The organism is Microvirga aerilata (genome assembly GCF_016743775.1).
Taxonomy (GTDB): domain Bacteria; phylum Pseudomonadota; class Alphaproteobacteria; order Rhizobiales; family Beijerinckiaceae; genus Microvirga; species Microvirga aerilata.
Map to the genome: position 1 here is coordinate 88,942 of NZ_JAEQMY010000012.1, position 15,718 is coordinate 104,659.

The 15,718-nt window shown below is 53.5% G+C and carries 8 protein-coding genes and 1 tRNA gene; 1 reads left to right on the forward strand and 8 read right to left on the reverse strand.

Annotation, left to right across the window (positions count from 1 at the left end; translation table 11 throughout):
• Positions 1–2: 2 nt before the first annotated feature.
• Positions 3–1,775, reverse strand: coding sequence for a site-specific DNA-methyltransferase (locus JKG68_RS33370; protein WP_246515307.1), 1,773 nt, complete (start codon positions 1,773–1,775; stop codon positions 3–5).
• A gap of 360 nt (positions 1,776–2,135) precedes the next feature.
• Between JKG68_RS33370 and JKG68_RS10840 the strand changes: the two genes are divergently transcribed.
• Positions 2,136–3,280 (forward strand): IS3 family transposase gene (locus JKG68_RS10840; RefSeq protein WP_376773134.1). Its coding sequence is split into 2 segments (ribosomal slippage): positions 2,136–2,358 and positions 2,358–3,280, totalling 1,146 coding nucleotides; the frame shifts between segments, so codons are not numbered across the junction.
• A 284-nt stretch (positions 3,281–3,564) separates the two neighbouring features.
• Here JKG68_RS10840 and JKG68_RS10845 read toward each other — a convergent pair.
• The 7 genes from JKG68_RS10845 to JKG68_RS10875 all read right to left on the reverse strand — a co-directional run bounded on the left by JKG68_RS10845 (position 3,565) and on the right by JKG68_RS10875 (position 15,673).
• Positions 3,565–6,513 (reverse strand): type III restriction-modification system endonuclease, encoded by a 2,949-nt coding sequence (locus JKG68_RS10845; RefSeq protein ID WP_202059166.1) that lies wholly within the window; start codon positions 6,511–6,513, stop codon positions 3,565–3,567.
• A 10-nt stretch (positions 6,514–6,523) separates the two neighbouring features.
• Positions 6,524–8,416 carry a site-specific DNA-methyltransferase gene (locus tag JKG68_RS10850; protein ID WP_202059168.1) on the reverse strand — a complete coding sequence of 631 codons (1,893 nt, stop codon included), beginning with the start codon at positions 8,414–8,416 and terminating at the stop codon, positions 6,524–6,526.
• Between the two features lie 10 nt (positions 8,417–8,426).
• Positions 8,427–11,276: an SNF2-related protein gene (locus tag JKG68_RS10855; RefSeq protein WP_202059170.1), complete on the reverse strand. Its 2,850-nt coding sequence runs from the start codon at positions 11,274–11,276 to the stop codon at positions 8,427–8,429.
• Positions 11,277–11,807: 531 nt separating this feature from the next.
• On the reverse strand, positions 11,808–13,124 hold the full coding sequence (locus tag JKG68_RS10860) for a hypothetical protein (protein ID WP_202059172.1): 1,317 nt from the start codon (positions 13,122–13,124) through the stop codon (positions 11,808–11,810).
• Between the two features lie 13 nt (positions 13,125–13,137).
• The gene (locus JKG68_RS10865; RefSeq protein ID WP_202059174.1) at positions 13,138–14,202 is read right to left on the reverse strand and encodes a hypothetical protein; all 1,065 of its coding nucleotides are present in this window, start codon (positions 14,200–14,202) and stop codon (positions 13,138–13,140) included.
• Between the two features lie 296 nt (positions 14,203–14,498).
• Positions 14,499–14,575, reverse strand: a tRNA-His gene (locus tag JKG68_RS10870).
• A 123-nt stretch (positions 14,576–14,698) separates the two neighbouring features.
• Positions 14,699–15,673 (reverse strand): tripartite tricarboxylate transporter substrate-binding protein, encoded by a 975-nt coding sequence (locus JKG68_RS10875; protein WP_202059176.1) that lies wholly within the window; start codon positions 15,671–15,673, stop codon positions 14,699–14,701.
• Positions 15,674–15,718: the final 45 nt, after the last annotated feature.

Consider the following 15,718-nt stretch of genomic DNA (forward strand, 5'->3'; position numbering starts at 1 on the left):
TATCAGGCTCGCTCGATGCGATAGAGAGCAAAGGGGAGCGGCACGAATTCAACGGGCAGCCCGTGTTCCGCCAAGACTTTCTGCGACACGAAGCGAGCAGGGGCGAAGACCAGATGCTTTGCCTTGGGGTCCCGTTCCATGAAGACTTTGGCCCGAGAGAGCGTCAGTGCTGCGTCAGGCGATTTGAGCCAATCCAGATCGGGACGATAGATCAGCCACAGACGCCGCCCGTCGGCAGCTCCAAGGTAGCTTTCAACTTCGGACAGAGCTGCCGGATCAAGCGCCCGGTTCGTTGCCATGTGGAAAAGAGCCGCGCCAAGAACCTCAAAAGTGGGCAGTGTGTCCCCCGTCAAGATCTTATCCAGATCGATCGGAGGGCCCAAGGTGCAGTATGTGAAGGACCCACCTACGCCTTCCGCAAAGTTGCTGACGGCTTTCTCGCCAGCAACAATCAACTCGCCATCCTTGATTTCTCTTTTAATGCAATCGAACTCATGCCCGTGCAGGTTCTCAATGGCCTGAACCTTGTCTACGACTGTGTGAGCCTTCGTGAGAACGCGCCAGTTCAAGCGCTCTCTTAGTAAGACGGTCTTTTGTTTGCCAGTGAAGGCGTAACCATTGATGACCCGGCGAATGCGTTCCGCCGTTACCTCATCAGCATAGTCTTCGCCTTCGACTAAAATGAAGCGCCGGTTACCGTTGTCACGTTTGTTTGCTTCCAGCACGGCATGAGCAGTCGTGCCCGAGCCGGCAAATGAGTCAAGAACAGTTATGTCTTTCCCCTCAAACAGACTCAGGAGAAAACTGATCAGTTCTGGAGGTTTCGGAAAGGGAAATTCCTTCTCCGGCATCAACCTATTGAATATGGTCGTGCCTTCATTCGTATAGAATGCGCCCGAAAGAACAGACGCAACATTAGTTCGAGCATCCAGTTCGCAAAGAAAGGCTTTTCTCCTAGGCCTGCCGTCGTCTTTCTGCGGCCATAAGATCCGCTTTTCCTTTATGAGCTTTTTCATCGTGGAACGCTCAAAGCGCCAGCCTCGCTTAGGGCAGCCGTAATTTTTCCCTGTTTTAGGATTAATTAGATCATAATGCAGATTGGGTCTCTTCTCGCGAGAAGCGAGGCCAACCATGTTTGCGCTGGCCCAGGGACCGCGCTTATCCTCATCTGGATTAGAATAGTCAGAAGCAGAACGAAGCTCCCCATCAAGAGCACCGCCGAAGATCAGAACAAATTCGTGGTCATTCGACAGTCCGTTCTCATTTCTGTTATCTTTATTGTTCCTTGATTTCCAGACAAACTCCCCAATGTATTGGTCAGCTCCAAATATTTCTTCACAAATACACTTTAGGTTCGCATACTCAATTGAATTAATTGAAATGAATATGATGCCTGTATCTGATAACAGTTCTTTCAGCAATCTTAGACGAGGCCACATCATCGCCAACCATTTGTCATGGCGCAGTCCGTCGTCCACAGAGATTGGATTGTCTGAAAACCACTCACGTATCATCGGAGAATTTACATCGTCCCGATAACTCCATTCTTTGTTGCCGGTATTGTAAGGTGGATCGATATAGATGCAGTCCACCTTGCCGGCATAAAGCGGCAAGAGCGCCTTCAGAGCATGCAAATTGTCGCCATGAACAATGAGGTTGCCGTCCAACGCGACTGGGCCAACACCTTTGTCAGAGTGCGGGATTATGGGGCGAAAGGGTACCGCCAAGTGGTGGTTGTAGACAAATTCCTTACCCTTGAACGTCAACTCAGTCATCGCCCTATCACTGTCCTTTTATACGCGATCGATCGGCCCTGAACGAGCGTGTGTCGCTTTACAGCGCCCTTACCTTGCATACCGTCAGGTACCATTTAGTAAACGTGATAGTCCAAAAGGCGAGCGGCGGAAGGATAATAGGCCAAGAGGAGAAAAAAGCCCAACCAGCCTTCGGGTTGGCGTTGGGTAGGCCAAGTTTGTTGTGCCTTAACGCTAAAGGAAAGCATCTAGCTCCAAAGCCGTTTGAAACCTCTAGCGCCTTTGGGATGGCACGCTTCTCTGTCTTTGTTACGAGATGGCCCGTTAAGGCCTCTGGATAGAGGTTCTACCAAGAACGAAGCTCAATGCTGTTACCCCAGACTGCGGCAGGTCGACGTGCTAATCGCGCAGGGTCGGACCGTGGCCGAGGCGATCCGGCAGATCGGCGTGACGGAGGTCACCTACTACCGCTGGCGCTCCGAGTATGGCGGGCTGAAGTCGGATCAGGTCAAGCGCCTGAAGGAGCTCGAGGCCGAGAACGCCCGGCTCCGGCGCGCCGTCTCGGATCTCACCCTTGACAAGATGATCCTGAAAGAGGCTGCCAAGGGAAACTTCTAAGCCCCGCCCGCCGCCGCGCCTGTGTGGATCACGTGGGAGCCGAACTGGACCTGTCCGAGCGACGGGTCTGCCGGGTCCCAGGCCAGCACCGTTCCACCCAGCGCAAGATCTCTGCCTTCCCGGATGACGAGGCGGCACTGACCGCCGACATCATCGCGCTTGCCCTCCAGTATGGCCGCTACGGCTACCGGCGCATCACGGCCCTGCTGCGGGACGCCGGCAGGCTCGTGAACAACAAGCGGGTCGAGCGGATCTGGCGGCGGGAGGGGCTGAAAGTACCACAAAAGCAACCGAAGAGAGGACGGCTCTGGCTCAATGACGGATCGTGTATTCGGTTGCGGCCGGAAAATCCCAACCATGTCTGGTCGTATGACTTTGTCGAGGATCACACGCATGACGGGCGCAAGTTCCGCATGCTCAACATCATGGACGAGTTCACGCGTGAATGCCTGGCCATCAGAGTGAACCGGAAGCTGAAAGCCGTCGATGTGATCGACATGCTCTCAGACCTATTCATCCTGCGCGGTGTTCCGGGCCATATTCGTTCCGACAACGGCAGCAAATTCGTGGCTAAAGCAGTCCGCGAATGGATTGCAGCTGTGGGAGCAAAGACGGCCTACATCGAGCCGGGCAGCCCTTGGGAGAACGGCTATTGCGAGAGCTTCAACTCGAAGCTCCAGGATGAGTTGCTGAAAGGAGAGATCTTCTACACGCTGAAAGAGGCTCAGATCGTGATCGAATGCTGGAGGCGCCACTACAATACCGTGCGCCCACACTCATCATTGGGCTATCGACCACCCGCCCCAGAGGTCGTGCTGTGGCGCCACAACCAATCATGCACTAACATTGATCCCCGACCACCTCAATGGGGCCGGCCATCGCGAAGCAGTTGTCGGCAATACAGTTAGAGTAGTTGGGCAAACAAGCGAGGATGTTTTGCGCCAGACGCTTTCGATAGCTTACTCGATGGACGCGGGGGCGCAGATTCCAGGCGGAGAACCATACATCTCTGCCAAGTCCCGCATAAGAAGGTTCTAGAAAGTCATTGGCCGCTTCCAAGTTACTTACCTCAAGACCAAGGGTTGCCTCAGTGAGCGGCACGTGAGCCCACATGTCAGAACGAGAGCACCGAGCGACAGGTGTCCTCACTCACCAGTCCTTGGTGCCCTCGTCGCAGGAAACTGACCTATGGCTAAATCGCGACCTCCGCTAGGGAGGTCACGACATCATAGTCAACTCCGAGTGCCTTAAAATGCTCTCGACCGCAGGCAATCTTCTGATTCTCCTTCTTGCGGCGCTCGTCATCGTTGAGCGTGCTCTTTGTTTCACGGACAAAATAGAGGCGTTCCTCGCGTTCGGTGACAAAAGCCCAGTCAGGGTTGTAGCTGCCAATGGGTGTATCGATCTTGAACCAGCCCGGTAGTTTCACGAAAAGCTTGATATTTTCATTGTTGTCGAGATCACGGGCGAATTGCTTTTCGACTTCCGATTCGTATTCGATAGCATCGAACAGTGATTTGTCGCGATTTTTCACCTCATACAGGTTCGTCAGATACCGGACGATGCCTCCTTCCGCATCTTGCTCCAACCGACTCTGCTCCCAGTGGAGTCCTGCGACCTTCTCGTATTTGATACCGTCCAGCATGAGATCGTGTAGGGCCCGCGAAAGCTCTCTGGACACCGCTGCCATGAAAGCCTGCGGGTTAATCTTGAACTCTGCCAACCGTCCTGACCGTTTCAGGACTTCCGCGAGGGTATGTCGCGTGAGCTCAGTTTCCTTCTGAAGAAATGCGAGGATGTCCGGCAGGACCTTGACTGGTTCCATGTCACGAACACGAGTAGCGATCTGCCGATCCGCAGAAACACCCGCATCCGAGATGTCCAACTCTACGACGGTTGTGGCAATGCGCGGCGCTTTAATTGGCTCGATCTTCGCAATACGAGCCAGAGCCCGCTCGATGAGCTCGTCTGTCTTGAAGTTGACCCGGTAGCGAGTGCGCTGCTTGATTTTGTCCCACAGTGTCTGGAACTCTTCACTCAGCTGCACCTCCTTGCGGAACTTCAACTCACGACGCTCACGTGCATTGACAATGCGGTTCTTAAAGACCTTGCGATTGATCTCATCGATAATTTCTCCGCTCAGATCCGCGTAGCTCTCGCCGATCTGTAGCTCAAAGTGGGGGTTCTTTGAATCGAACTTGTCTAGAATGTCTCCATCTGCACTCAGGTAGCCTGCGCGAACTAGCTCAGCCCAAATTTGCTGCGATGTATCCTGCCCAATTGGAGTATCGGTTCCATCGCTGGCTTGTCGCACAATCTCAGCGAAAGCAATCTTTTCGACCTTGCCAAATTTCAGTCCAAAGTCGTTCTCAAATTCCGTTTGGAGCGTTCGCGCGAAGTCCTCGTAGGACTCGTTGGCAATAACGGTGAGGCGATTGACCGTTTCGTCGTGGACCCGCTCACCAGCCTCATTGACGGGCAGCCGTAGCCCGCGGCCAATCTCCTGCCTCTTCTTTTCGACAGACTGCGTCTCACTGAGCGTGCATATCTGAAAAACGTTCGGGTTGTCCCACCCCTCGCGCAAAGCGGAGTGTGAGAAGATGAATCGCAAGGCGACTTTGGGATCGAGCAGGCGCTCCTTGTCCCGCATGATGAGATTGTAAGTATCCTCATCGTCGGCTGTATTCCCACGCGTATCTTTCGCGCGCCCCTCCTTGTCCTGTGAGAAGTAGCCGTTGTGCACTTCGCTGACCGTGAACGGAATCAGTCCCTTGTAAATGGGCTTTGTCGTAAGCTCTAGGTAGGCCTCCTCAAACCACCTTCCGATTTTGCCGAGGCTCGTGGTGCCGTCTGGGTTATAAATGCGGTAATTGGCGACGCGATCAATGAAAAAGAGCGAAAGCACCTTGAGTCCCTTGCCCTTGAGAGCGCGCTCTTTTTTGAGGTGCTGTTCAACCGTTTCATAGACTTGGGCCTTCATGAGGTCCTCGCCCGTGCCCCCTACTTCCTGACCCATTTCCAGGAACTTGCCTTGGTTGAACTCTAGGTACTCCGAGCCTGGTGTACAGTCGATATTCTGCACAATGTACCCGTCGCGATACACCTCCCGCTCGCCGGATTTCACGAAAAGGTCATCACCCTGCTTGACCCACATTTTAGTGGCTTTCGGACCCGATGGAGATGCCTTGTGAATCTCTACCTGAGCCTTGATGCCATTCTTGTTGTCCGTCTTTAGCAGCTTCACATAGGCGTCATTGAAGTTATCGCCCGAACGGACGGAGGCGACCTCGATGCGTTTCACCAGCCGGAGATCGTATGCTTTGATCGGATCAAGCCTATAGATAAGGTTATAAGGATCCCTGTGGGTCGCGCTGTACCGAAGCGTGACCAGTGGATTCAGATTTCGGATCGCCCGCTTTGACTTTTCGGTTGTGTCCACGCTCTGTGGCTCATCGATAATGACGATAGGATTGGCAGCCTGAATGAACTCGATGGGCCGACGCCCCGACATCCGGTCGTTTTCACGGTTGATCACGTTAAGCTTCTTGAGGTCGTCTTCGGTCATCTCCGTTAGGTCTTTGTCAGCAACGTCCTTTTGAAAGGACTGAATGTTGATGACCATAATCTGAATTTGATTGCTGCTTGCGAACTGCCGCACCTTTCCGAGCCGCTTTGAGTCATAGACAAAGTAATCGAAGGGAAAGTTCTCATATAACGTTTGGAAGTGATCCTTTGTCACCTCGATGCTCTTGAGCACACCCTCACGAATTGCGACGCTTGGCACGACGATGATGAATTTTTTGAAGCCATAGACCTTGTTCAGCTCGAAAATGGTGCGGAGATAAACGTAAGTCTTGCCCGTTCCGGTCTCCATTTCGACCGAGAACTCGCGGCCTTCAAGCGCCGTCACCTTCTCGATACGATTCGCCTCCTGAATTGTCCGAATGTTGGTCAGTATCGTTTCGTCGGGAATAATTAATCGATTGCCCATCCCGAGCTCAGTTTGAAACAATCCGCCGATTTGCAGTGACTGGAATGCCATTGCGCCCGTCTGCACGTAAGGCTGACCGTTGAAGACGGAAACAACCGCGCTGATTGCGTCTTGCTGGTACTGAAGGGAAGGATCAAATTTCAACTTCATCGTAATCTCCTCAGACCGTTTTGAACACGATCTCGGACTCTTCGGCCTGAGCCCGTGCTTTGAAGGTCTGAACCGCATTGGTCTTGAGCTGGTCGTTGCCTTTGAAGCCTTCGTCCAGGCAGATGACCTGCAATGGGTCAGCCTCGGCGAGGGCGTCAAGCAGCTCGGGCGTGATCTCTTTCTCAAGGCAGATCAGCAGCGCACCATCCTGAACGGAGTAGACCTGCTTTCCAGCCATTTCGGTCGTTTGCACCTTGGTTGTCAGAGGGAACCCAGCCTTCAGCAGCAGCTCGTAGAGCACATCCTCGGCATTGCTGGTGTCGAGAACATGATCGATATGCAGCTCAAGCTGATTGCCGAGGTCTGCCTCTGAGGAGACCTGCCCATCCCACACCTTGAAGTTGGAACGGTGGAGTTTGAACACTCTAAAACCGAAATCAGTGATCGCAGTTGAGCCATCTAGGTGCCCATCCTGCACTGAGGAAAGTTGATTTGCGACCCGCCGAATCCGTTCCTTACCTATGTCTGCGATGGTTTTGTATCCGGCTCTATATGCCTCTGATGTCTCGTCCACTTTCTCGGGGAGCTGGACAGTGATGAATCGGCACTTCATATTCTTTGAGATGTTATGCTCGAACAGCGCGTGGGCGGTCGTACAAGAGCCCGCAAAGAAGTCTAGTACAACGCAGCCATCGCTCGCACCTTGCTCAATTAGCTCTCGCAGCAGACCTGTCGGCTTGGGAAAATCCATAGCACGAAAGCCGAATATTTCATTTACTTCTGCTGTTCCATCGCGCGTATAAACATCAGAGCCGATGATTGAGGAAACGCCAGTGAACTCGCTGGTGAGCTCCTCGAGAAAAGCCTTTCTCCGAGGACGGCCATCGGCGGACGAAGGCCACAAAATGCGCCCTTCCGCTATGAGATGCGCCATTGTTCTTGGATCATAGCGCCATCCCATAGCCGGGCAGCCGTAGTTGATACCCGTTGCAGGATCGATAAGATCAAAGTGAAGGTTCGGTCGCCGATCCTTCGTAGCCAAGCCGACCATATTCGCACTGGTCCATGGGCCGCGTGGATCATCATCCGGATTGCTGTATTGCGATAAGTTGCGCTCGTCACCGCGAACTCGGCGACCATAGCAGAGGATGTACTCATGATCGACCGAAGCTCCCTTTTCAGGTCGGTTGTCCTTGTTCTGCCGACTTTTCCAAACGAATGTGGCTACTAAATTCTCCTCTCCGAAGATCTCGTCACACAACTTGCGAAGGTTCGCAACCTCGTTGTCATCAATCGAAATGAAGATTACACCATCGTCGCTCAGCAGGTTACGAGCCAGATAGATCCTAGGGTACATCATGTTGAGCCAATTACTATGGTAGCGGCCAACAGTGTCAGAATTTGTCGCGAACTTCTTCCCTTGACTGTCAATTTGCCCTGTATAGGCGAGGTAGGTTTCTAAACTCTCCGCGTACTTATCGGGATAAATAAATTCTTGCCCTGTGTTATATGGCGGGTCTATGTAGATCATCTTTACCTTACCATAGTACGCCTTCTGAAGCAGCTTCAACACTTCAAGATTGTCGCCCTCGATAAAAAGATTCTCAGTCGAATCGAAGTCTACTGATTCAATTCGCTCAGGCTTCAGCGTAGCGACGCTCGGTTGCTGAATAATCCTCATGCACTCGGCCTTGCCTGGCCAGGTCAGACCGAACCGTTCCTTGTCAGGATCAATCCAATCGCCAAGTGCTCTCTTAAGTTGGTTGAAGTCGACATTCCCCTCCGTGAGTGCTTCCGGAAAATATTGCTCTAGGACACTCTTGAGCACATCACGCTTTCCTGCCACCACATCCATTGACCTGAGGTCCACTTTCTCAGGCATTGCTGGCTCCGGTTTGTTCATTCTTAGCCCCTTACTTAACCATAAACCTGATTACGAACAGTTCTTCGTCCGATACCGATTGCCCGAGGCGCTCTTCCACTTGGTCGAGGAGACTATCCTTCTGAGCCTCTATCTCTTTTGCGGCAGCATCATAGGTGCGCCACGCCTCGTCGCGTTTGGCCTCTAGCAAACGACCCTGTCGCTGAAGCACGAGTTTGTCCGGGAGATTGTTGGTTTGGCGGACATCCCTCTTAAGCGCCTTGATCTGCTCATCAAGATCTTTGAGATCAGCTTTCAACCCCGCACGCTTATCCTCAGCCCAATTGTCAAGTTTTTGCATCTCTTCGTCGAACCATGTGGACTGTCGGTTTGCCATTTCGTCGAGCACGGCTCTTCGCTGGTTGTCGACAATCTGCCTAACTGCTTCCGACGACTGCACTATGGTTACCCCTGTCTTGCGGGCAGGGAGCTCAAACAGGCGCATCGCAATTTTAGGATCTAGGAGCTTGCTCTCATCTGTCATTGCCGCGAGTAGGACATGATCCTGATCGTCTGCACCACGTATCGAGAGCTTGTGCGCGATAAGAATTCCGGAAGTTCCGACGAAGGGCTCCAGTGCCAAAGCTCTCTGCGGCCACGCAGTATAGTCGAACACAATCTCAGCGCATTCGAGCTGGCGTGATGAGGCAGTCGATAGAACATGTTGCGCCAGCGGGTGACCGAGACGATAGCGGTGGCCATCGATCCCATGCCTAGCCATAAAATAGCTGCCTTCCGACGCTTGAAATCCATCAGGCACAACTCCGAGCGAGAACGTTAAATAGTCGTCGTCGAAGTTCGCATATTTGCCGAGTTCGTGCTTGGTCACTGCCCAAAGCATCCTTGCAAAGCGATCCAGATACTCCTTGCTTTGGCTCATATTCACTTTTAGGCGGTCGTGGACCTCGGCATCGAAGTTCTCAAGCAGCTTACGCCGAGTGTCCTCCATGGTTACTGTTATATCGGCTTCCATTTCGTCGCGGAGGTGCTTGAATTCGGCCTCTATTTCTTCCGTCGAACGGCAGTTCTGATAAATGGAGACAATGCGCTTCTCGAATTCGACACCAGACTCAATAGCACCAAGCACTTCGTCGCTCGCTCCAAATACACCAGAGAAGAGCTTGAATTTCTCCGCGAGTAGCTCATAGACTCGCTGATCGGCAGCGTTATTCTTGTTGAGAAAGTTGACGACGACCACGTCATAGCGTTGGCCGTAGCGGTGACAGCGTCCAATCCGCTGTTCGATCCGTTGCGGGTTCCAGGGAAGGTCGTAGTTGACCACCATTGAGCAGAACTGAAGGTTGATACCCTCCGCTGCGGCTTCCGTTGCAATCATGACCGCTGCACTCTCGCGGAAATGTTCAACGAGTGCTGCGCGCATGTCGGCGGTGCGCGAGCCAGTTACCCGATCTGTGCCCTTGTGCCGCTCAACCCATGCCTCGTAGATCGCTTTGGATTCTGGGTCAGAATTTGAGCCGTTGAACAAGACGAGCTTGCTATCATAGCCGTTGTCCGAGAGAAGGCGGACAAGGTATTCCTGCGTACGACGCGATTCCGTGAAGATGATTGCCTTTTCGGCACCCCCGAGCTCAGCAGCCTTTGCGAACCCGGCGCGCAGCGCCTGAAGCAGCGCCTGCCCCTTTGCATTCTCGGAGATGGAGACGGCGAGATCCCGGAATTGCCTCAGATCAGCAATCTCCTGTTCAATGCTGGTGATGTCTTCAGCGGTGAGGAGCTCAGGCTCAGCAACATCCTCGCCCCACTCATCGGCAACTTCCTCGAACTCCTCGTAATCGTCAGAAAGTTCCTCTTCAAGTCTATCACGTAGGCTCCTATCGCTTCGGAGCTGACGTTCCAGTTTACGCGCCAGTGAGTCTAGTGCTCCTGCTATTGCAAACGTCGACGAGGCGAGCAGTTTGCGAAGGATCAGCGTCATCAGCGTCCGCTGACTTGACGGCAGTGCTTGCAACGATGGCCGTCTTAAATAGTCGGAGACCATGTCATAGAGCGTCTGCTCCGCGTCGGTCGGAACGAACTCTTGTGTGATTGGGATCCGGTTTGTGTAGCGGATATATTCGAGCACCTGTCGTCTAAGAGTGCGGTGGCAGACTGGCTTAAGGCGCCCCTTCAGCTCATCGAAGAGGTTATCACCAGTGAGCCGGGCATATTGTGCGCGGAAGCTCTTAGCGTCTCCAAATGCATAATCATCGATCAGGCTAACGAGGCCGTAAAGCTCCATTAGGGAGTTCTGGAGTGGCGTTGCAGTTAAAAGCACCTTCGGTGCATTCGCCAAAGCTCCTTTCAACGTTTTCCCAATCCGGTTATCCGGACGATAGACGTTTCGCAGCCTATGGGCCTCGTCAATCACCACTAGGTCCCACGGGATTACCATGAGCTCTTCGGCATGGCGCGCGGCAAATTGGTATGAGCACATGACAAGAGCTTTTTGCTCAAAGGGACGGCGCATCCCCTCCTTGGACATTTTGTTGTAGTTGCGCGCTTCGAGAATGATTGTCGGCAGGAAGAACTTTTCTTCGATTTCCTGCGCCCATTGTTTGCGTAGGTTGGCAGGCGTAATGACAAGGATGCGCCGTTTGCCCTCCGCCCACTTTTGAGCCAGAACGAGTCCCGCCTCGATTGTTTTACCAAGGCCGACCTCGTCAGCAAGGATAGCACCTTTGGAGAGGGGAGACTTGAAGGCGAATAGGGCTGCTTCGACTTGGTGAGGATTGAGATCCACTTGCGCATCGAGCAGGGCTGCAGCAAGCTTTTCCCCGTCAGCCACCGAGCGCCGCCGAAGCAGTTCATGAGCATAAAGCTTGGCGTGATACTCTGTTGTCATCCCCTCAGCCCGCATTCCACGTTTGTACGCTCCCCTTTAGCTTAATTGCCACGCTAAAGGCCAGTCCAGAATGTTACTTTGGTTCGTGCAGCCCCGTGAGCTTCTTGGCTGCTGAGGCGGGGCTTGCTTCTGCGTCCTTGTTACATAGCGCAGCTGATTCAGCGGGGTTCAAAGGTAACTTGGCTAAAATGGGATGAAGGTTGCAATTGCTTGGAAGCCACAGCTCGTGGGCTGTTGTTCGTTCGCTTAGCGAGTCTAAGCCTAGCCTTCGAGAATGCGCGCTCTAGTACCCGCGACCCTGAGTTGAGGTTCTATCTGGCTGTCTCGCATGAAGCTTAGACTACTGAGCCCAGGGTTGTAACTAAGTACTGAGTTACCGTTTGAGTGGGCAAACCTATCCATCTCAAACCAATGTGGAACGAGAATGCAAAGGCATGGTCGACAGGCGAATCCCCATCACAGCACTTAATCCTTCTGCCGTTATGGGGATTTCGCAGATCTTTACCGTAAGTGAGCGGCAATAGATAGCTACTATGGGGTTTCGATCGCTTTTATGATGGTTTCAGCAAACGCCTTTATTGAAGATGGCTTCTTTTCTACCGAAGCCTTCACTAATTTTTTCACGTTTTGATCTTTTATGTTTCTATCTTGCAAGTTGTACTTTGAAGCAATTTCGATCCAACGCTGCCTCGGATTGTCTGCCTCTAGCTTTTGCACGATGAGCCTATCTCGCGGCAGACATTCATTGAGGTAGTAGTCCCATTGATTATCCGACAGACGATCTAACAGCGCATGTGCGTCAGGTTGAGCAGCGAATGCGACACCGTACATGTTCCCTAGGGCAACGGCCATGACTGCAGACATGCAATTTGGAAATGCAGGCCAAGGTATTGTTGTACCGAGACGCGCCAAAGCACTTATGGCAGCGGGCTCATTATAGAAATTTTGGAAACCAGCGTGAGCAGCAAGTACTGCGTTTGCGGCAGCCGTGAAAGTGCTCGACCTGAGGCTCTCGGGTACATAGTCGAAACCTTTCACTGCCAACAATGCTGTTTTAAGGCCCTTAGCAGCCGCCGCCATACCAGCAGAAACGACCTCCGCGTAACTCTGCCCAACAGACCATCTCTCGGGCCCCTTTAGTGATGGCCAAAGTACAGGAATTATGACTGCTGTGTTCCCAACAAGGTGCTCAAACTGTGCTCCAGTCTTCGTCTTCAAACCTGCGAGGAGGACACTCAATGTGGTCCTTTGAAAGAAGTATGGAGAGTCGATCAGTTTAACGACTTCTATGTCATCCTTCTTGAACGTTTTTGACTCTAATGCTGATCTGAATGACACGAATTGAAGTGAAACAGCACTGTCAGCTCGCCCTAGAACCGATTGAACACAAGTCCGAAGGCAGATTATCGCCTCCTCCTTGCTCATTTCCACTTCTTGAGCTTCTTCAGGCGCAAGCTCCTCGAAGTGAGAAAGCATTTCGAGTGTCTGCATCATGCGCTTCGCGTCAGTAGAATTCATGACGCCAAGTTCGCGAGCGAGATTAATCGCTTCAAAGTCAGTAATTACCGCGCTCGGAACTGATTTCTCGGTAATATCTGGACGTCCAAGCATCTCGCCAATGAACTCCATCCCGAGTTCGGCAAGCTGTTTCTTTAGCGCGGCCAAGCTCTTTTTCAGAACATATCCACTGACCATTTCGTAGCTGCCAGATTGGAATGCCTTTACGATATGTTGAGCATCCCGAGGCGTGAGTTGCTGCGCATAAGCTAGGATTTGCTTGGCACTCCTTGCACTCTGTGGAACAACATGTCCCTCAGGCCCTTTCCAGATTGCAATGTCGTTTGGCATTTGTGCAGGCCACCTATACTTTGGGTTCAGCTTCGGAAAGCTTAAGCTTAGTTACGCCGTCTTGAGATCGGAAAAAAGCAGCAGAAAACTCACCTCCAACATGCTCAGAGAGAGCCTGAAAGGCGCGAGTTCGCGCTCCACCAACAACACCTGCCGCGGCAGGCTTTGATTGAACAAAGGCCCGAAATCCCAAGACATGGCCGCCTTGCTTAAAGACAGTGATGCCATCGCTGGAGATCATGCCTTGGATCAGTTGTGCTGCTGCTTGAAGACTGCTCAGCGATGCACCAGACAGAGCATCCTCGCGGTGGCGCAGGAGCCGCCCAGCAAAATCAATGATGGGGTTCAGAACAACCATATCGTGAAGCACATTTGGGATGGCTGTCGCTGAATTAGGAACAACAGCAATAAGCGTCCCATGTGACTTCTGAATCGCCTCTGCCAGTACCCTTTTCATCATTCCGGGAAAGACGCTCATCAACTCTTCTGAGACGCCGGAGGCAATGCAGGCAGCCAAGGATGCAAGCTCCTCGTCTCCCTGGTGGGCCGATCCTTCCTCGCCATGAAAATGGAAGCATCTGGACCTAGAAGCGTTAGAGCGGATTTCTACCCTGTTGGGCCCAAGTTGTCGTGCCATGAGCACAGGGAAGGCAGGATCTGGCGTTTCAAGCGCGGTTTCGACCAGGGTTAATGCAGAGGGATCAGTAGACCCAGTAAACAGCCCATAGTGAAGCTCACTTTGGGACCCTCGCTCCAGGAAAATGGCCCAGTTACCGGTTGCCAGCGGAGCCGCCTCCTTCAAGGCTCGTTGGGCAGCGCCCCCGTTCAGCGGGGCTTTGCCAAGAAAGACAAACTCCGCGGTCCCAACACGCTGCACCAAATCCCGGATAGAGTTGCAGACGAAAACATCCGGTGAAAGGCTGTGCCCCTCCTCCTGATAGTTCGCGAGAAGTGATATAACACTAACAAGCACATCAGCGGTTTCAAGGCACACGATGCCAGCGTGCTTCAGCGTGTCGATTACTTCAGAATGAAGGGAGTGACGAAACGTAATTGTTTTTCGGTCGACCTGAAACATACTTGCACGCTGTATACCCAAAGCCTTACACGCAAGTACAAGCCACGAGTTGCAAATGCAACCTCTTACGTCTGTAATATCATTTCAATGATGATTTTTGTGAAGGGGCACCGCAGGCGATCCGCCTCCTCCTTAGAATAGGACCTGATATCGGGATGGAAGCCGAAGGCCAGATTTGTGGGGCCCTATAGGCAGCACGTGCCAGACACCAGGCGAGCGTTACCCCGTTTGTTACCCCAACCTTCTTCTCTGGTAAGCTGCCCTCGAACCTGCGAGGCCTAAGCCTTTGATATTGATGGTACAGCCGCCCCGGCTCGAACGGGGGACCCCCAGATCCACAATCTGGTGCTCTAACCAACTGAGCTACGGCTGCACGTGAGGCAGGGTGTAATCGCCCGGGCGAGCAATTTCAAGACCTGTTTGGCGGTTTGAGGGCCCGAAATGACAACGGCGGGCTTGTGGAGCCCGCCGCATCCATGTTCAAGCTTGGAAAAGCTTATTCCGCCGTGGCGCCGGCCGCCTTGAGAACCGGGGTCCAGCGGGCGACCTCGCTCTCGACGAGCTTCTGCAGGGCTTCCGGGGTCCGCTCTGCGCCGGTCGGGATGACACCGCCAAGCTCGAGAAGGCGCTTCTTGGTGTTCTCGTCGTCGAGGGACTTCATAAGAGCGTCGCTGAGCTTCTTGACCACATCCGGAGGAGTGCCCTTGGGGGCGAAGACCGCGTTCCAGGCGCTGACCTCATAGCCCTCCAGGCCGGCTTCCTTGGTGGTCGGCACGTTCGGCAGCACGGGGGAGCGCTCACGGGTCGCGATGGCGAAGGCCTTGATGTTGCCGCCCTGGATCTGCGGTGCCACGTTGACGATCTGGTCGGTCATGAAGTCGACCGTGTTGGCCATGAGGTCGTTCAGGGCCGGGCCGGTGCCGCGATAAGCCACCATGGTGGGCTTCGCCTTGATGACGGAGTTGAAGAAGATGCCCGTGGAGTGGGAGACGGAGCCCACGCCCGCATGGGCCATGTTCACCTTCTCGCCATTGGCCTTCATGTGATCGAGAAAGCCCTTGAGGTCGGTGGCCGGAAAGTCCTTCTTGGCCACGATCACGATCGGCGTGCCGGCGGCAAGCCCGATGGGGGCGAAGTCCTTGGTGGGATCGTATTTCAGGTTCGGGTAGAGGGCCGGCGCTGCGCCATGGGTGCCCATGTGTCCCATCATGATGGTGTAGCCGTCCGCTTGAGCCTGCGCAGCGCGGGTGATGCCCGTCGTGCCGCCGGCGCCTGCCACGTTCTCGATCACGATCTGCTGGCCTAGCGTGCGGCTCATGTTGTCGGTCACGATGCGGGCGATCACATCCGTCGGGCCTCCGGCCGCGAAGGGCACGATCATGGTGATCGGGCGGGTCGGGTATCCTTGGGCCTGGGCGCCCGTTGCGGCCAAGCCGGCAACGGCGGCAAGGGCCAAAGTGATCTTCTTCATCTGTTTTCTCCCTGGAAAGTTATGGCCTTACAATTGGGCAAGGCA

What these genes read in the sequence shown, in the direction of transcription:
- JKG68_RS33370 (WP_246515307.1), bottom strand. Translation starts at nt 1,775, where the DNA reads ATGACTGAGTTGACGTTCAAGGGTAAGGAATTTGTCTACAACCACCAC.
- JKG68_RS10845 (WP_202059166.1), bottom strand. Translation starts at nt 6,513, where the DNA reads ATGAAGTTGAAATTTGATCCTTCCCTTCAGTACCAGCAAGACGCAATC.
- JKG68_RS10850 (WP_202059168.1), bottom strand. Translation starts at nt 8,416, where the DNA reads ATGAACAAACCGGAGCCAGCAATGCCTGAGAAAGTGGACCTCAGGTCA.
- JKG68_RS10855 (WP_202059170.1), bottom strand. Translation starts at nt 11,276, where the DNA reads ATGACAACAGAGTATCACGCCAAGCTTTATGCTCATGAACTGCTTCGG.
- JKG68_RS10860 (WP_202059172.1), bottom strand. Translation starts at nt 13,124, where the DNA reads ATGCCAAACGACATTGCAATCTGGAAAGGGCCTGAGGGACATGTTGTT.
- JKG68_RS10865 (WP_202059174.1), bottom strand. Translation starts at nt 14,202, where the DNA reads ATGTTTCAGGTCGACCGAAAAACAATTACGTTTCGTCACTCCCTTCAT.
- JKG68_RS10875 (WP_202059176.1), bottom strand. Translation starts at nt 15,673, where the DNA reads ATGAAGAAGATCACTTTGGCCCTTGCCGCCGTTGCCGGCTTGGCCGCA.